At 52.4% G+C, this 18,403-nt stretch carries 15 protein-coding genes; all 15 read right to left on the minus strand.

The genetic code is table 11. The features are described 5' to 3' along the window. Nucleotides 1-151: 151 nt before the first annotated feature. Nucleotides 152-979 carry a class I SAM-dependent methyltransferase gene (locus DBZ16_RS11975; RefSeq protein ID WP_107814155.1) on the minus strand — a complete coding sequence of 276 codons (828 nt, stop codon included), beginning with the start codon at nucleotides 977-979 and terminating at the stop codon, nucleotides 152-154. Between the two features lie 134 nt (nucleotides 980-1,113). Continuing rightward, on the minus strand, nucleotides 1,114-2,181 hold the full coding sequence (gene murG / locus DBZ16_RS11980) for an undecaprenyldiphospho-muramoylpentapeptide beta-N-acetylglucosaminyltransferase (RefSeq protein ID WP_107814156.1): 1,068 nt from the start codon (nucleotides 2,179-2,181) through the stop codon (nucleotides 1,114-1,116). Between the two features lie 3 nt (nucleotides 2,182-2,184). Then, complete coding sequence (locus tag DBZ16_RS11985) at nucleotides 2,185-3,447, minus strand: FtsW/RodA/SpoVE family cell cycle protein (protein WP_107814157.1); 1,263 nt, start codon at nucleotides 3,445-3,447, stop codon at nucleotides 2,185-2,187. Between the two features lie 320 nt (nucleotides 3,448-3,767). Then, nucleotides 3,768-5,264 carry an amidase gene (locus DBZ16_RS11990; protein WP_107814158.1) on the minus strand — a complete coding sequence of 499 codons (1,497 nt, stop codon included), beginning with the start codon at nucleotides 5,262-5,264 and terminating at the stop codon, nucleotides 3,768-3,770. 394 nt (nucleotides 5,265-5,658) lie between these two features. Then, the gene (locus DBZ16_RS11995; RefSeq protein ID WP_107814159.1) at nucleotides 5,659-6,255 is read right to left on the minus strand and encodes a L,D-transpeptidase family protein; all 597 of its coding nucleotides are present in this window, start codon (nucleotides 6,253-6,255) and stop codon (nucleotides 5,659-5,661) included. A gap of 13 nt (nucleotides 6,256-6,268) precedes the next feature. Next, nucleotides 6,269-7,606 carry a UDP-N-acetylmuramoyl-L-alanine--D-glutamate ligase gene (gene murD / locus DBZ16_RS12000; RefSeq protein WP_107814160.1) on the minus strand — a complete coding sequence of 446 codons (1,338 nt, stop codon included), beginning with the start codon at nucleotides 7,604-7,606 and terminating at the stop codon, nucleotides 6,269-6,271. Nucleotides 7,607-7,649: 43 nt separating this feature from the next. Next, nucleotides 7,650-9,209, minus strand: coding sequence for an SEL1-like repeat protein (locus tag DBZ16_RS16550; protein ID WP_107814161.1), 1,560 nt, complete (start codon nucleotides 9,207-9,209; stop codon nucleotides 7,650-7,652). A gap of 84 nt (nucleotides 9,210-9,293) precedes the next feature. Continuing rightward, entirely contained in the window at nucleotides 9,294-10,421 is a 1,128-nt protein-coding gene (locus DBZ16_RS16045; RefSeq protein WP_107814162.1) for a tetratricopeptide repeat protein, read from the minus strand. Nucleotides 10,422-10,491: 70 nt separating this feature from the next. Beyond that, on the minus strand, nucleotides 10,492-11,646 hold the full coding sequence (locus DBZ16_RS12015) for a tetratricopeptide repeat protein (RefSeq protein WP_107814163.1): 1,155 nt from the start codon (nucleotides 11,644-11,646) through the stop codon (nucleotides 10,492-10,494). A 70-nt stretch (nucleotides 11,647-11,716) separates the two neighbouring features. After that, nucleotides 11,717-12,952: an SEL1-like repeat protein gene (locus DBZ16_RS12020; RefSeq protein WP_167390295.1), complete on the minus strand. Its 1,236-nt coding sequence runs from the start codon at nucleotides 12,950-12,952 to the stop codon at nucleotides 11,717-11,719. Between the two features lie 257 nt (nucleotides 12,953-13,209). Then, nucleotides 13,210-13,698: a group II truncated hemoglobin gene (locus tag DBZ16_RS12025; RefSeq protein WP_107814165.1), complete on the minus strand. Its 489-nt coding sequence runs from the start codon at nucleotides 13,696-13,698 to the stop codon at nucleotides 13,210-13,212. A 172-nt stretch (nucleotides 13,699-13,870) separates the two neighbouring features. Beyond that, the gene (gene dusA, locus DBZ16_RS12030) at nucleotides 13,871-14,884 is read right to left on the minus strand and encodes a tRNA dihydrouridine(20/20a) synthase DusA (RefSeq protein WP_107814237.1); all 1,014 of its coding nucleotides are present in this window, start codon (nucleotides 14,882-14,884) and stop codon (nucleotides 13,871-13,873) included. Between the two features lie 127 nt (nucleotides 14,885-15,011). Then, a complete protein-coding gene (locus DBZ16_RS12035) occupies nucleotides 15,012-15,803 on the minus strand; it encodes a formate/nitrite transporter family protein (protein ID WP_107814166.1) in 792 nt (263 codons plus the stop codon). 454 nt (nucleotides 15,804-16,257) lie between these two features. Next, nucleotides 16,258-16,749, minus strand: a complete 492-nt coding sequence (greB, locus tag DBZ16_RS12040; protein ID WP_107814167.1) for a transcription elongation factor GreB — start codon at nucleotides 16,747-16,749, stop codon at nucleotides 16,258-16,260. Nucleotides 16,750-16,837: 88 nt separating this feature from the next. Then, a complete protein-coding gene (purF, locus tag DBZ16_RS12045; RefSeq protein WP_107814168.1) occupies nucleotides 16,838-18,382 on the minus strand; it encodes an amidophosphoribosyltransferase in 1,545 nt (514 codons plus the stop codon). Nucleotides 18,383-18,403: the final 21 nt, after the last annotated feature.

The following is an 18,403-nucleotide window of genomic DNA, read 5'->3' on the forward strand; positions in this document are numbered from 1 at the left end:
ATTGGTGGCAATATGGGTGAAAAAGAGGTTTCGTTCAGCGGCGAATCTTTGCTTTTTTGCCTATTTTTAAACTCGACTTCAGCCACCAAAACACCAGCAAAAACAAAACATAAGGTCGTCTGAAACTGGTTTTCAGACGACCTCGCGCTTCTCAACTTGACGGCATCTGTATCCTCATCAAGCGCATATCCAATTTGCGCCTCCCCCACGCGGTCGCATACACAAGGCGCAAGAGCCACGGATAACGCGGTTTGCAGACGCTGCTCAAGCCCGCTTCTTCGATGATTTCCACACCCGGCATCAGCCGTCGGATGTCGTCCGTTCCGCTTATCGCCCAGCGGAACTCGGGCGGTTTGTCCATTTTACCGAGTGCGTCGTGGCGTTTGCTTTGTCCAATGTAGGCCTTGGGGATAGTGTCGAAAGCGAGTTGGGCGTTCGGTAGGTGGCGGGCAACCTGTTTGAAAAAGTCCTGCACCTGCGCTTCTTCGAAATACATCAACACGCCTTCGATCACGAGCAAGACGGGTTTGCCGTGCGCGGCGACGGTGTTCATCCACGCTTCGTCAAACATGGACGCGCCCAGATAATGATTACCCGATTCGAGCAGCAGCATACGCCGCACTTCAATCACTTCAGGCAAATCCAAATCATACCAAGCGGTAATGCGCGGCTTGCCCAAGCGTTCGTAACGCGCATCCAGCCCCGCGCCGATTTGCACGACGACGGCATCGGGATGTTCGGCGATGAAGTGCCGGGTCATATCATCCAACAGCTTCGCCCGCCCGCAACAGCCGACCTGCGATGCTTTGACTTTGGCAAACTTGCTGAAGTCGTAGTCAATCTTGCTCAACATCCGCACGGCTTCGTCATCGCGCAAAAGCGGCTGCGCCCCACCCTGCTCTACGGCCTTTGCCCACAGGGGAATCAGCATGGTACTGGACAGTGCGGAAACGGTTTCGGGAGAGATTTTTGCAGACATGGCAGCCCCTAATGAGAGAAATTCCTATTTACATCATACTCCCGCACAATACGGCTGCCAAGTTGCAAAAAGGTCGTCTGAAACCCGTTTCTTGGTTTTCAGACGACCTCTGTTTCATTCATCACATCATGTCATCATGCCGTACATGCGATGGCGGCTTCCGCTACATCGTCCGCGCTGTGCGGCAGTGCCAATGTGCGGGCGTTTTCCGCCCATTTCAGGCATTTTTCGCGGTTTAAGCCGCCGAGAATTTCGGCAAGTTTTTCCGCCGTCAACTGGGCTTGCGGCAACAACAATCCTGCCTCTGCCTGCACCATAAAACGCGCATTGGCGGTTTGGTGGTCATCGACGGCGTAAGGATACGGCACCAGCAGCGCGCCCAGCCCCGCTGCCGTCAACTCGGCAATCGTCAGCGCGCCGGCACGGCAAATCACCAAATCGGCATCGCGGTAGGCGGACACCATGTCGGTAATAAATTCCACGCATTCGGCTTTCACGCGCAGCGCATCGTAATCCGCCCGCAAGCTGCCCAGCTTGCCCCGACCTGATTGATGATACATCTGCGGGCGCGCATCGTCGGGCAGCAAAGCCAATGCCTGCGGTACGGTTTTGTTCAAAACGTCTGCGCCCAAACTGCCGCCGACCACCAAGATTTTCAGACGACCTTCACGCCCTTGGAAACGCTCGGCAGGCACAGGCAGGTTGGCAATATCGGCGCGGACGGGATTGCCGACCAAACCGCCTTCATGACTGAACGCTTTCGGGAAAGCGTATAACACCCGTTTCGCCCAGCGCGACAGTTGGCGGTTGGACAAACCTGCCACGGCGTTTTGCTCGTGAATCACAATCGGCACGCCACACAGCTTCGCCGCCAAGCCGCCGGGGAAGGTAACGAAGCCGCCGAAACCGATGACGCACTCGACGCGGTGTTTGCGGATAATCCGCTGCGCTTCGCGGACGGTTTTATACAAAGTAAACGGCAACATCAGCTTACGTTTGATACCATTGCCGCGCACGCCTTTAATCGCCAGCGTTTCGAGCATGATGTCGTATTGCGGCACGATGCGCTCTTCCATCGAGCCTTCGCTGCCCAGCCAAATCACATGATGGCCGCGCGCGCGCAATGAATCCGCTACCGCCAGCGCAGGGAAAATATGGCCGCCGGTACCGCCCGCCATCAACATGAAAGTTTTACCGCCCATGATTTACTCCACTTGGTAACCGCGCATTTTTTTGCGGTTTTCATAATCGATACGCAACAATAAGGTAACGCACACCAGCATAACGGCAACCGCCGAACCGCCGTAAGACATCAACGGCAAAGTCAGACCTTTGGTGGGCAGGATACCGATGTTGACACCGATATTGAAGAAACTTTGAATACCTATCCAAATACCGATGCCGTTGGCGACATACGCGCTGAACATCAATCCGGAATCACGCGCCTGTTTGCCGATGGAGAACGCACGCATCACCAACCAGCCGTAGCAGAACACCAAAATACACATCCCGACAAACCCGAATTCTTCGCCGATAACGGCAAAGATAAAGTCGGTATGCGCCTCAGGCAGGTAGAAGCGTTTTTCCAAACTCGCGCCCAAGCCCTGACCGAACCATTCGCCGCGCGCAATCGCCATCAACGAATGCGTCAACTGATAACCTTTGCCCAAAGGGTCGCCCCAAGGGTCCAAGAATGCCGACACGCGCGCCATACGGTAGGGTGCCGCCAAAATCATCACGCCCATCCCCCCCAGTACGCTCAGTACCAAGACGGCAAAATATTTCCACGGGAAACCCGCCAAAAACAGCATACCCATCGTAATCGACACAATCACGACAAACGAGCCGAAGTCAGGCTGCGCCATCACAAGAACCAAACCCAATGCAATCATCACAATCGGCAACAGGATGTTTTTGAATTTCTTCAGCTTCTGCCAAGTTTTCTGACGCGCTTCCTTGCTGAACGGACACAGAAAAGCATTGAACAAACCGACAAACAGCGGTTTCAAACCCAAAGAGTCCATACTGCGCAAAACTTCCTCGCGGCGCGTAAACAGGCTGGACAAATACAAAACCGTCGCCAGCTTAAACAACTCGGTCGGCTGAAGATTGACCGGCCCGATATGAATCCAACGCGTCGCCCCGTTGATTTCACGCCCGACAAACAACACGACCACCAGCAAAATCGCGGAAAAAGCAAAATAAAACGGAATGATTTTCCGCCAAAAACTCATACTCAACAGCGACAGCCCGAGGCAGCCCAACACACTCGCGCCGACAAACATCGCCTGCTTGCTGACGAAAGAAAACTGATTGCCGCCTTCCGACGCGGCATAGGCAATCGACGCAGAATAAATCATTACCAAGCTGAAGGCGGTCATCAAAATGACCATCCACAACAGTGACACATCGAATTTCCGACCGTCCAAAGAAATCGGGCGGTCGAGAAGTTTGGAAAGACTAATCATGAAAAACATCCGTATACGGGCAGACGGAAAAATCCGCCCCGAAACAACTAGAACAAAGCGTTTCAGACGACCCTCCGCCTAATCGGGACATCGAAGGTCGTCTGAAAAAATATCGAAAATCAGAAAAACGTCATTCTAAAGGTTTCTTGGCAAAGCAACAATTCAGATTCTTTAAAGACAGTCGGATTCCGGCGTTCTTTGCGCCCTCCCCTACCCTTTGATACCGACAAAAGGTCGTCTGAAAACGTTTTTTTGTTTTCAGACGACCTTGTATAAATCTTTTCTTCAGGAAATAGGCTGCTTTTTATCCAATGCAAACCCTAAGCCACCTGCGGTATTTCCGCCCACGGCTGTATCTGTTCCAACTGCGCGGCGAGGCTAAGCAGCGTGTCTTCGCGTCCGTGTGCGGCGGCGAACTGGGTACCGACGGGCAGCCCGTGATGCCGGTAAAGCGGTACGCTCATGGCGGGGTTGCCGCTCATGTTCAGCGGCGATGTATAGCCGACGTATTGCAGCGCGGCGGCGGCTTCTTTTTCTAAAAACGGGTTGTGTTTCAACAGAAAACCCAAACGCAGCGTGCCGAACAGCAGGCGCATGGCTTTTTGTGCGGCGGGCGGAGGCATCATCTCGCCGATTTTCGGCGTGGTGCGCGGGCAGACGGGCGTCATTAACACGTCGTAGCGTGTGAAAAATGCTTTGGCGGCACGTTCCTGCGCCAGCATCATGTCGCGTGCCCAAGCCATTTCGCCCGCGCTGATTTGCCGCCCCTGCACAATCATTGCCCACGTTGTCGGCTCAAGCAGGCGGTGCGGCAGTTTTTGCCCGGTTTCGTATTGATATTGGTAGAACAGTTTTGCCGTTTCGCCCATGACGATGATGCGGGCGGCTCGGTTGAGTTGTTCAGGCGGTGCAAAATCGGGCGTGGCTTCTTCCAATTCGTGTCCCGCGTTTTGCATCAGTTTCAAACTATGGGCAAACGCGGCTTCCGTACCTTCGTCGTTGCCGCCGCCAAACCATGCCTGTTTCCAAAAAGCAATTTTCAGGCGACCTGTTTCTAGTTTCAGGCTGTCTGCAAAACCGTTTTCGGGCGGCGGCGGGCAGGCATACAGGGCGCGGGCTTGGGTTTGGGCGGCGATGTCCAGCAAAACCGCGCTGTCGCGCACGCTGCGGGTCAAGACATGGTCGCATACCAAACCTTGCCATGCCTCCGATGCGTTCGGCGCGTAACTGCTGCGGCCGCGCGTGGGTTTCAACCCGAACACGCCGCAGTTGTGCGCGGGTAAGCGGATGGAGCCGCCGCCGTCGCTGCCGTGCGCTGCGGGCACGACGCCTGAAGCCACTGCCGCCGCAGCACCTCCGCTGCTGCCGCCTGCGGTATAGTCTAAATTCCACGGATTGCGCGTGATACCGTAGATTTCGGTTTCGGTAACGGCATATGCGCCCCATTCGGGCGTGGTGGTTTTGCCGAACACGCGCAGCCCCGCATCGAGATAGGCCTGGGTCAAATCGCTGTTTTGCTTGGCAATGTAATGCTGCATCATGCGCGACCCCGACCATGTCGGCGCGCCTTCCCAATCCGCCAGCAGGTCTTTGAGCAAAAACGGCACGCCCGCCAGCGGCGTATCGGCATTTTCAGACGACCCCTGCCACGCCGCCGCACGTTCGCGCAAATCGTGCGCCAACAGATTAAGCTTGGGATTGACTTCGTCCAAGCGGCTTAAAGCAGCTTGCAACACTTCATCGGCGGACACTTCTTTTTTGCGGATCAGCTCTGCCAAACCGACGGCATCGTAACGGATGTAGTCTTGAAAATTCATGGGTTTTCCTTTTGGATTGATGAACACACGTTTTTTCGGTCAGGCATGGCTGCCCGCCGCCTCGCCGTTTGCCCGCAGATAACTAAATGACTTTATTTTCGATACGTAACTTACCGGTTGCCGTCATTCCCGCGCAGGCGGGAATCCATTTTTGAAATTTAGAAACTGTTTTTCAAATTAAGGTTTCTCAAGTTTTACGATGGATTCCCGCCTGCGCCGGAATGACGGAATTTGATGACATACCGGATTTAAAATCAAGTATGTTGTGATAGGTAAATTTTAAGAAACAGTAACACCGTATAAAGGAAAAGAACAAGTTTGCCGTTGCAGCAAAAAGGTCGTCTGAAACCGCCTTGACGTTTTCAGACGACCTTGAGGCAATGGCGCACAAGGCTTACGACAGAATCTCAATTTCCGCGTTGTGCTTCACGCTGCGGTAGAGTTCGTCGATTTCCTCGTCCGTTACCGCGATGCAGCCGTCGGTCCAGTCCCTTTGCAGATGCCTTTTGCCGATAGAACCCCAGCCGTTTTTGATGCCGTGGATTTTAATCAGCCCGCCCGGGCTTTTGCCTTGTGCCGCCGCGTAGGCTTTGTCGGCTTCGTTGGGATAGGAGACGCCGAGGTTTTTGTGGTACGCGCTGTTGGGATTGCGATCGTTGATGCGGTATTTCCCTTCGGGCGTTTTGCCGTCGCCTTCAAAGTGTTTATGCCCGACGGGCTGCTTGCCCAGCGCGATGGGATAAGTTTTCAGCAACTTGCCTTTTGAATACGCCGACATGGTGCGCTTGCTTTTATGCACGACCAATCTGTCGATAACGGCATCTTCGGGAAGCGGCGTTTCGATCGGCGCTGAAACGGCGGGCTCTCCTGCGGGTTCTCCTGATGTTGCAACGGTCTGCTCGGAGCGGATGGGCATGGAATACCAAACCACTCCGGCAGCGACTGCCAAAAGCAAAACCGCCGCCAAACTGATTTTCAACCCTCTTTTCATGTTTCAGACGACCTCACAAAGCCTTAAACGCTTCGATAAACACTTCCGAACGGTGTGCATAGCCTTTAAACATATCGAAGCTCGCACAAGCAGGGCTGAGCAACACGATATCGCCCGCTTCGGCTTGGGCGTATGCCGTCTGAACCGCTTCTTCCAAAGTGGCGCAGTCGGTCATATTCAAACCGCAGCCATCCAAATCGTGGCGGATTTGCGGCGCATCGACGCCGATCAGGAACACGCCTTTTGCCTTGCCGGCAAGCGCGTCGCGTAGGGGCGTGAAGTCCTGCCCTTTGCCCATGCCGCCCAAAATCACGAAGAGCGGGTTTTGCAAACCGGCAATCGCGGCGGCAGTCGCGCCGACGTTCGTGCCTTTGCTGTCGTCGATGAACACCACGCCGTTTTTCTCGCCGATTTTTTCCACGCGGTGCGGCAGGCCTTGGAAGGTTTTAACGTGTTCGAGCAATGCTTCGCGCGGTAAACCGACGGCTTCGCACAAAGCGACGGCAGCCATGACGTTGGCGGCGTTGTGCAAACCTTGCAGCGGGATGTCTTGCGTGGCAATCAAATCCTCATTGCCTTGTTTCAGACGACCCGTTTCGCTCTCCAACCAAAAATCGGCTTCGTGTTCCAAAGAAAACCATTTCACCTCGCGCCCTGCCCGTTTCATCGAGCGGCAGAACACGTCGTCTGAATTCAAAACCTGCACGCCATCGCCACGGAAAATCTTGGCTTTGGTATGCGCGTAGTCGAGCAGGTCGTCGTAGCGATCGAGATGGTCTTCGGAAATATTCAGCACCGTCGCCGCAGTCGGGCGCAGGCTTTCGGTGTTTTCCAGTTGGAAGCTGGAAAGCTCCAACACCCACACGTCCGCCTTTTTGCCTTCGCGCTGCAATTCCGCCTCCAAAACCGGCGTGCCAATATTGCCCGCGATAACGGTATCCAGCCCGCACTTGATACAGAGATAGCCGACCAGGCTCGTTACCGTGGTTTTACCGTTGCTGCCGGTAATCGCAATCACCTTGTCGCCGCGGCGGTTCACAATGTCCGCCAGCAATTCGATGTCGCCCAACACTCGCCCGCCGTTTTGCTTGAACGCCTCAATATCCGGCTGACGCTCGCTGATGCCGGGACTGAGCGCCAGAATATCGAAACCGTTGTCCAGCGCATCTTTCAGACGACCCGTGTAAAACACCAGCCCGTCAAACATCTTACCGATTTGCGACACGCGTTCGGCTTTCAGCTCCGCATCATAAGCGGCAACCTCCGCGCCGTTTTTGCGCAGATAGGCAATCATGGAAATACCCGTACCGCCGAGTCCGGCGACGAGGATTTTTTTGTTTTGGAAAGTCATTTTGGTTTTGTCCTAAATATTCAGACGACCTTTGAATAAGAATTCAATATCCTTGCTGATTCAATTCTCGGTAAGCATCGCAACCTAACTGTTTTCCGTTATCACAAGCCTTACCAAACCACTCTTTGGCAATCACTATATCTTGCCGAACCCCTTGCCCAGTGGCATACCTCAAGCCCAAAGCTAATTGGGCGTGAACATCTCCTTGTTCTGCCGCCTGGCGATACCACTGCATTGCCTGTGCATAGTCTTGACGAACGCCTTGCCCATTTTCATACATCACACCCAAATTATATTGGGCATCGGCAACCCCTTGTTCTGCCGCCTTGCGGTACCACTGCACTGCCTGTGCATAGTCTTGACGGACGCCTTGCCCTCCCTCATACATCACACCCAAATTATGTTGAGCTTGAGCATGCCCTTGTTCAGCCGCCTTGCGATACCAATGCACTGCCTGTGTATCATCTTGACGAACGCCTTTCCCTTCTCCATACATCACACCCAAATTATTTTGTGCATCGGCAACCCCTTGTTCTGCCGCCTTACGATACCACTGAGCTGCCTGTGCATGATCTTGACGGACGCCTTGCCCCTGAGCATACCTCACACCCAAATTATATTGGGCTTCTGCAACCCCTTGTTCTGCCGCCTTGCGGTACCACTGCACTGCCTGTGCATAGTCTTGACGGACGCCTTTCCCTTCTCCATACATCACACCCAAACTATTTTGGGCATCGGCATGCCCTTGCTCTGCCGCTTTGCGATACCAATGCACTGCCTGTGCATAGTCTTGACGGACGCCTTTCCCTTCTCCATACATCACACCCAAACTATTTTGGGCATCGGCATGCCCTTGCTCTGCCGCTTTGCGATACCAATGCACTGCCTGTGCATAGTCTTGACGGACGCCTTTCCCTTCTCCATACATCACACCCAAACTATTTTGGGCATCGGCATGCCCTTGCTCTGCCGCTTTGCGATACCAATGCACTGCCTGTGCATAGTCTTGACGGACGCCTTGCCCTTGATCATACATCATACCCAAATTTAATTGGGCTTCTGCCTCTCCTTGTTCAGCCGCCTTGCGATACCAATGCACTGCCTGTTCATAGTCTTGACGGACACCTTGCCCTTGAGCATACATCCAACCCAACACATATTGGGCATCGGCATGCCCTTGTTCAGCCGCCTTGCGATACCACTGCACTGCCTGCGTATCATCTTGACGGACTCCTTGCCCTTGAGCATACATCACACCCAACATATATTGAGCAACAGCATACCCTTGCTCTGCTGATTTACGAAACCATTTTAGCGCTTCTTCGTAATCCTGATTGACTCCTACTCCATCGTAATACAGCAAACCTAAATTTTTTTGAGCAGTTTGCTGACCTTGCTCTGCTGCCTTCCGAAGCCAATACGTAGCCGATGCGTAATCTTCACGAACAAGATAGATTACTCCCAAACTAGATTGTGCTGGCACACTGCCTTGTTTTGCCTTTTGTATTAGTTCGTCCAAATCAGACACGTCTTCCGCCCAAGCTGCTTGCCCTATGCCCACAGCCAGCAAAGCAACCATCATTTTTTTCAATAACGTTTTCATCTTAAAATCCCTATTTTATTCAGAATGTTTTTTGGTTTGTCTATGTGTTTCAGACGACCTTTGGGAAAGGTTTCATTATCCTACTTAATCCAATGTACGGTAAGCGTCACAACTTTGTTGTAGTCCATTATCACAGGCCTTCTTGTACCACTCTTTGGCAATCTTATGATCCTGATGAACACCTTGTCCGTTGACATACACTGCTCCCAGATTATGCTGAGCCTCTACATTTCCTTGTTCTGCAGCCTTGCGATACCACTGCACTGCTTGTACATAGTCTTGGCGGACGCCTCGTCCTTTGGCATACATCACGCCCAAATTATATTGAGCATCCGCATATCCCTGTTCCGCCGCCTTGTAATACCACTGCACCGCATCTACACCGTTTTGACGAACACCTTGCCCTTGTTCATACATCAAACCCAAATTATATTGGGCAGCTGCATCCCCTTGCACTGCTGCTTTGCGAAACCACCGCAGCGCCTCCGCATAGTCTTGATGAACACCTTTTCCTTCATAATACATTCCACCCAAATCATTTTGAGCTTGGATATACCCTTGGTCTGTTGCCTTACGATACCACCGCAGCGCCTCCACATAGTCTTGGCGCATGCCTTTCCCTCTATAATACATTCCTCCCAAATTATGTTGGGCACTTGGATTCCCTTGCTCTGCTGCCTTGCGATACCATTGCACTGCCTTTGCATAGTCTTGACGGACTCCTCGCCCTTCATCATACATCCAACCCAAATTAGATTGAGCTTCTGCAAGTCCTTGTTCTGCCGCCTTGCGATACCACTGCACTGCCTGTGCATAGTCTTGACGGACTCCTTGCCCATTGGCGTACATCAGACCCAAATTAAATTGGGCAACTGCATCCCCTTGTTCTGCTGCTTTGAGAAACCATTTCGCAGCCTGTGCATAATCTTGATGGACTCCTTGACCATTACCATACAACCAACCCAAATTCACTTGAGCATCGACATCCCCTTGCTCTGCCGCCTTGCGATACCACTGTACTGCCTGTGCATAGTCTTGACGGATTCCTTGCCCATTGGCGTACATCAGACCCAAATTAAATTGGGCAACGGCATCTCCTTGCTCCGCAGCTTGAAGCGTTTCCTTAAAATACGACACATCATCCGCCCAAACTGCTTGCCCTATGCCTAAAGCCAGCAAGGCAACCATCATTTTTTTCAGTAAGGTGTTCATCTCAAAATCCTTTTTTACTCAGAATGTTTTTGGGTTTGTTTATGTGTTTCAGACGACCTTTGAAAATGGTTTAATGTCCTTCGTTATTCAACTTTCGGTAAGCATCGCAACCATCTTGAAATCCATTAGCACAAGCCTTTTTGTACCACTCTTTGGCTATTACCGAATTTTGGCGAACGCCTCTGCCCGTGTAATACATCCAACCTAGACCACTTTGTGCCTCGGCAACTCCCTGCTGTGCAGCTTTATGCCATAACTGCAATGTTTGAACATAATCTTGGCGGACGCCTCGTCCTTTGGCATACATCACGCCCAAATTATATTGAGCATTTGCATCACCTTGTTCTACCGCTCTGCGATACCACTGTACCGCCTGAGCATCATCTTGCCGAACACCTTGCCCTTCGACATACATCCCACCCAAATTATATTGGGCTTCTGCATTCCCCTGCTCTGCTGCTTTACGATACCACTTCACCGCCTGAACATAATCTTTACGTACACCTTTCCCATCCTTGTACATTACGCCTAAATTATTTTGCGCATCCTTATATCCCTGCTCCGCTGCTTTGCGATACCACTGCAATGCCTGTTTATAGTCTTGACGTACACCTCGTCCTTCGTAATACATCAAGCCCAAATTATATTGGGCTGCAGCAACCCCTTGTTCTACCGCTTTGCGATACCACTGTACAGCCTGATTGTCATCTTGACGTATACCTTTCCCGTCCTTGTACATCGCACCTAAATTATTTTGGGCTTCCGCATACCCTTGATCGGCGGCCTTCCGATACCATCGTACCGCCTCTACATAGTCTTGGCGGACGCCTCGTCCTTCGGTATACATTACAGCCAAATTATATTGAGCTGCTGCAAGCCCCAACTCCGCGGCCTTGCGATACCATTTCACCGCCTCTGCCTCATCTTGGCGCACGCCTTGCCCTTCGACATACATCACACCCAAATTATATTGGGCTTCTGCATATCCCTGTTCCGCTGCCTTGCGATACCATCGCACTGCCTCTGTATAATCTTGGCGAATGCCTTTTCCTTGTTCGTACATCACCCCTAAAGAAAATTGAGCATCTGCATCGCCAGCTTCCGCCAGTTGCAGCATTTCCTTTTGCGCCACCTCTCCTACATTCAGCGTATCATCCGCCCAAGCTGCCTGCCCTATGCCTAAAGCCAGTAAGGTAAGCATCATGTTTTTCAATAAGGTGTTCATCTCAAATCCTGTTTTTATTCAGAAGGTTTTTGGGTTTGTCTATGTGTTTCAGACGACCTTTGGGAGAGGTTTAATGTCCTTCGTTATTCAACTTTCGGTAGTCATTGCAACCATCTTGGAATCCATTATCACAAGCCTTCTTGTGCCATTCTTTGGCAACTTTTCGATTTTTGGGGACGCCTTGCCCTTCTTCATACATCTCACCCAACCTATTTTGAGCCGGTGAGAACCCGCCTTCTGCTGCCTTGAGATACCATCGCAACGCCTCTGGATAGTTTTGGTGTACGCCTTTTCCTTCATAATACATCTCACCCAAATTATGTTGGGCTGCTACAAACCCCTGTTCTGCTGCCTTACGATACCACCGCAACGCTTCTGGATAATCTTGGCGAACACCTTGCCCTTCACTATATGCCACACCCAAATTATTTTGGGCAACTACATACCCCCGTTCTGCTGCCTTGCGATACCACCGCACTGCCTCTGCAGAGTCTTGGCGAACGCCCTGTCCTTCGTCATACAGCGCGCCCAAATTATTTTGAGCGTCTACATCGCCCTGTTCCGCTGCCTTGCGATACCATTGCGCCGCCTCTTCATAGTTTTGACGGACGCCCCGTCCATTGGCATACATCACACCCAAATGATATTGGGCTGTCGCAAGTCCCTGTTCTGCTGCCTTACGATACCATCGTTCAGCCTCTTGATAACTCTGACGAACTCCCCGCCCATTGGCATACATCACACCTAAAATAAATTGGGCAGCTGCATCTCCCTGCTCTGCTGCCTTGCGATACCAGCGCGCCGCCTCTTCATAGTTTTGACGGACACCTTGCCCTTGCTCATACATCGACCCTAAATTTTTTTGGGCATTTACACTCCCCTTCTCTGCCGCCTTCTGAAACCACTTCGTTGCCTCTACATGGTTTTCAAGAACTCTATACATCATGCCTAGATTATTTTGGGCTGAGAGATACCCTTTATCTGCCGAAGAGCGGCACCATTCCATCGCCTGTTCATGGTCTTGATTAACACCTTGTCCTACGTAATACATCATACACAAATTATATTGGGCTTCTGCCTGTCCCTGTTCTGCCGCTTTGCGATACCATCGCACCGCCTCTTGATCACTCTGACGAACGCCTATCCCTCTCAAATACATCGAACCCAAAATAACTTGAATATCTGCCTCTCCCGCTTCCGCCCTTTGCACTATTTTCTTTAAATTCGGTACATCATCCGCCCAAGCTGCTTGCCCTATACCCAAAGCCAGCAAAGCAACCATCATTTTTTTCAACCATGTGTTCATTTCAAACTTCCCTGATGTATGTTTCATAAAAAATCACGACATTTTCAGACGACGGTCGAGGTCGTCTGAAAATGTCGTGATTCTATCCTGACTGCATTTAAAATGCTATTTTGCTACTTTGGCTGACTGTTACTGTCAGAAATATCGTGATTAGGATTCTCCGCCATTGATTGAAGCGCAAACGGCTGCAACCTTACAGCAGCGTTTTTTTTATCAGGCAGGGAAAATGGGTAATGGTTCGCCTTTTTCAGACGACCTCAAGCCGGGAAGGTTGGGAAATAACCGTCTACGCCGTATTGCTTCAAGACGTTTTTCAGCTCGGGAATTCGGATTGTGGGATCGACTGCCATCGGCGGCATGGGCGGTTCTACGCCTTCTTCGTTTTGGTTGCGCATCCAGTCCGCCATCGCAAAAATGCGGATAAGGACGGGCTCGGCGAGGTCTTTGCTGATTTCCAGTTCGTTCATGGCTTGGGCGAAGCAGGCGACCCATTCGTCGCGCACCTGCATATTCACGGCAAAGGGCATATGGCGCGCCCGCAGCATGGGATGGCCGTATTTCTGCTCGAAGAGGGGAGGGCCGCCGAGCCAGCCGCTGAAAAATTCGTAGAGTTTTTCGCGAATCAGCGTCATGTCTTCGCCGTGCATCTGGCGCAGGGCGCGGTATTGCGGTTCGAGTTCCATCAAGTCGTAAAAGCGGTCGGTCAGGTTGCGTACGCCTGTTGCGCCGCCGAATGCGTGATACATGTCATTCTTTCTTTAAAGGTCGTCTGAAACGGGGATTTTAATAGACTGCGCCGATTGTGTCATACAGGATAAAGAGAGGTCGTCTGAAAACCTGTTCCGTTTTCAGACGACCTTAAATTTTTGGGCAGAGAACCGATTTTCTGATGCAGGACAACGGCAATCGAAAATCAACTTAGCCGCGATGTTCCCACACGTTCGCCCGCTCGACCTCTTTCCACGCTTCGAGAATCAGGCTGCCGTCGTTGTCTTTCAAGAGCGTCGCGTCGGAAAGCATACGCCGCCAAGTTCGGGCGTTTTTCAGGCCGTACATCAGCCCGAGGCTGTGGCGGACGATGTGGCGCAAGATTGTGCCGCGTCCGGCTTGGATTTGGGTTTGGCTGTATGTGTAGAGGCGCTGCACCAAATCGGCGTATTCAATCCGGCTGCGGGTGTCGCCGTAAAACAGCCTGTCCCATTCGTGCATGACCATAGGGTTGTGATACGCCTCGCGTCCGACCATTACGCCGTCAACGTGTTGCAGGTGTCCGGCGATTGCTTCGTTTGTGGTGATACCACCGTTGATGATGATTTCCAGCTCGGGAAACTCTTGCTTGAGGCGGTAAACGTAATCGTATTTCAACGGCGGAACGTCGCGGTTTTCTTTGGGAGATAATCCATCCAGCCATGCGTTGCGGGCGTGGACGATGAAGGTTTTGCAGGCGGTTTTGTCGCGCAGCGTGCCGACGAAATCGGCGACGGTTTGATATTCGGTCTGCCTGTCGACGCCGATGCGGTGTTTGACGGTAACGGGGATGCCGACCGCGTCCTGCATGGCGTTGAGGCAGTCGGCAACCAGCATGACTTCGTTCATCAGACACGCGCCGAACGAGCCTTTCTGCACCCGCGGACTGGGGCAGCCGCAGTTGAGGTTAACTTCGTTGTAGCCGTATTCTTCGGCGGCTTTGGCTGCTTTCGCCAAATCGGACGGATCGCTGCCGCCCAGTTGCAGGGCGACGGGCTGCTCGCCTTCGTTAAACATCAAAAAGCGGTCTTTGTCGCCATAGACGATGGCGCCGGAATTGACCATTTCGCTGTAAAGCCATGTGTTGCGGGTAATCTGGCGGGCGAGGTAGCGGTAGTGGCGGTCTGTCCAGTCGAGCATAGGGGCAACGGAAAGGCGGCGGGGAGGGAGGGAGGCTTGAGTCATGTGTTTCATGTATCTGATTATTTTCAGGCGGCATTATATCAGACGGACTGCGTCGGCAATCGGCACAGGGGTCGTCTGAAACGGCAAAACCTGCTTTTTGAAGCAGGTTTTGTATGTTCAAAGACACTTATTCGGCGCAATCTTTCAGCGTATCTTTATATATATAAAGGTACGACGCGCCGACAAACGATGCGCCGCCTAAGACATTGCCTAAAAATACGGGAATCATGTTGAAGAAAAATTGCCCCCATGTAATGTCTGCGCCCGCCAAAATACCGGCAGGAATGACGAACATATTGGCGACAAGGTGTTGGAAACCGTTTAACACGAAAATCATTACGGGAAACCAAATCGCCAACATCCGCCCTGCCGTATGTTTGGCGGCAAAGTGCAGCCACGCGCCCATACACACCATCCAGTTACACGCGACCGCTGAGACGAAGGCCCTGCCGAAATCCATATGGACTTTGGCTTCCGCCACCGCAATCGTTTTTTCTGCCACGCTGCCTTCGGTCATGCCGACATAGTGTCCGAGGAAAAACGCCATCGCCAGCGTTCCCGCCAAATTGCCCAGACACACGACGACCCAGTTGCGCAGCAGCATTTTTGTGGAAATCCGCCCTGCCAAACGCCCCAAAGACATAATCATCATATTACTTGTTACCAGCTCGCCGCCGCCGAGCAGGATGCAGATCAAGGCGATGGGGAACATTGCCGCGCCGAGCAAAGTCGCCAAGCCGCCCCATTCGTGCGGGATGCCGCTGACCACTTTCAAATAGGCAAGATAACCGAAGCCGATATATCCGCCCGCCAAAACGCTCAAAACCGCCAGCGTGGAAACGCTGGATTGTGCCTTGGCACAGCTTTTATCGAGGACGACCTGTAAAATTTCCTGTGGGTATAAATCGCGCGAAGCCATGATTTTCCTTAAAGTGGATTGAGGTGGGAACGCCGTTTCTGAAGACGGCAAAACTGTCGCGGTAGGGCAGTGTTGAGGGATGCCGGTGTACGGTCTTATCGGATAAAAGACAATAGTGTATTAAACCTAAAATGCGGTCGCGCCGCCTTGCTTTGGCTCAAAAGAAAGATTATTACATCCAGCAGACAGGTTACAGTGGATTAACAAAAATCAGGACAAGGCGACGAAGCCGAAGACAGTACAGATAGTACGGAACCGATTCACTTAGTGCTTCAGCACCTTAGAGAATCGTTCTCTTTGAGCTAAGGCGAGGCAACGCCGTACTGGTTTAAAGTTAAGCCACTATAGTTTGCGAAGCGGCGGCTTCAAACCAAAGGTCGTCTGAAAACCTTGATGTTTTCAGACGACCTTTTCATCACAACAAATGACAAATACGGCATAGTCGGGTTACCCCTCAATCAATCCGTATGTATTCCACCGATAAAATCTCGATGTCCTCGCGCCCTTCCGGCGTGTTCAAAACGACCTCGTCCCCTTCCCTCGCTTTAATCAAACAACGCGCCAACGGGGAAATCCAAGAAATTTTGTTTTGCGCGGTATCGATTTCATCGACGCCGACGATTTTGACGGTTTGCTCGCGCCCGTCGCTGCGCAACAATCCGACAGTTGCGCCGAAAAACACTTGGTCGGTCGCTTCGCGCAATTCGGGATCGACGACAACGGCGGCTTCCAAACGCTTGGTCAGGAATCGGATGCGGCGGTCGATTTCGCGCATACGGCGTTTGCCGTAAAGATAGTCGCCGTTTTCGCTGCGGTCGCCGTTGCTTGCCGCCCAGTTGACGATTTGGACGATTTCGGGGCGTTCTTTATTGACCAGTTGATACAGCTCGTCTTTCAACGCCTGCCAACCGACGGGCGTGATGTAGTTTTTGATTTCGGTACTCATAATCTTGCCGTTAAAAAATAATACAAAGGTCGTCTGAAAACATGACCCCGTTTCAGACGACCTTTTGTCTTAATCGTTCAATCCGGTTTTATTCTTCGTCACCCGTATCGCTGATACTGATGCTGTGTTCCATCCGGCTCGGATGGACTTTCAAGCCGCCGCAGCCGGATTTCTCGGCGGACAGGCGGTCGAGGTAGGCTTGGTCGATGTCGCCGGTTTGATAGATGCCGTTGAAACAGGACGAATCGAAGGACTCGATTTTCGGATTGAGTGCTTTGACGACGGCTTCCAAATCGCTCAAGTTTTGGAAAACGATGCCGTCCGCGCCGATTTCGGCGGCAATTTCCGCCGCACTGCGCCCGTTGGCAATCAATTCTTCGCGCGTGGGCATATCGATGCCGTACACATTGGGATAGCGCACTTCGGGCGCGGCGGAGGCGATATAAACTTTGCGTGCGCCCGCTGCGCGTACCATTTCGACGATTTCGCGGCTGGTCGTCCCGCGCACGATGGAGTCGTCCACCAGCAACACGCTTTTGCCTTCAAACTCGGTTTCCATCGGGCTGAGTTTTTGGCGTACGGATTTTTTGCGCGTCGCCTGACCGGGCATGATAAAGGTGCGGCCGATATAGCGGTTTTTAATCAAACCTTCGCGATAAGGCTTTTTGAGGTGGACGGCAAGTTCCATCGAACTGGGGCGGCTGGTGTCGGGAATGGGCATCACGACGTCGATGTCGTCCACAGGCAGCTCGCGTTTGATTTTTTCCGCCAAGGACACGCCCATGTCCAAACGCGATTGGTAAACCGATACGCCGTCGATCACGGAGTCGGGGCGGGCAAAATAGACGTATTCAAACAGGCACGGGCTGAGTTTGGCTCGGTCGCTGCATTGACGGGCAATCAGTGTGCCGTCAAAGCCGACGAATACCGCTTCGCCCGGCTGGATATCGCGTTCCAAATCGTAGGCAAGCGCATTGAAGGCAACGGATTCGGAGGCGACGGCATAGGATTTTCTGCCCGCTTCGTCGGTTTGCGAACCCAACACCAGCGGACGGATGCCGTAAGGATCGCGGAATGCGACCATGCCGTAGCCCGCAATCATGGCAACCACGCCGTATGCGCCGCGCACAAGGCGATGGACTTCGGCAACGGCGTTGAAAATATTGTCGATATTGAGTCGGTGGGGATTGGCGTTTTTAGAGACTTCGCGGCGCAATTCGTGTGCGAAGACGTTGAGCAAGACTTCGGAATCGGAGCTGGTGTTGATGTGGCGCAGGTGTTTGTTGCACACGTTTTCGTAGAGTTCGGCGGTATTGGTGAGGTTGCCGTTGTGCGCCAAAACGATGCCGAAAGGCGAGCTGACGTAGAAAGGTTGCGCCTCCGCGCTGCTGCCCGCGTTGCCCGCCGTAGGATAACGGACATGGGCGATGCCCGCGTTGCCGATCAAATCGCGCATATTGCGTGTGCGGAACACTTCGCGCACCATGCCTTTGCCTTTGTGCATGTGAAACGTGCCGCCCTCGGCCGTTACAATGCCCGCCGCATCCTGCCCCCTGTGTTGCAACATTTGCAAACCGTCGTACAGAAGCTGGTTTACCGGCTCATGGCTGACCAAACCTAATACACCGCACATATCGTCTTCTCCGAATTCGAG

The sequence above is a fragment of the Neisseria sicca genome, from assembly GCF_003044565.1.
Taxonomy (GTDB): Bacteria; Pseudomonadota; Gammaproteobacteria; order Burkholderiales; family Neisseriaceae; genus Neisseria; species Neisseria sicca_A.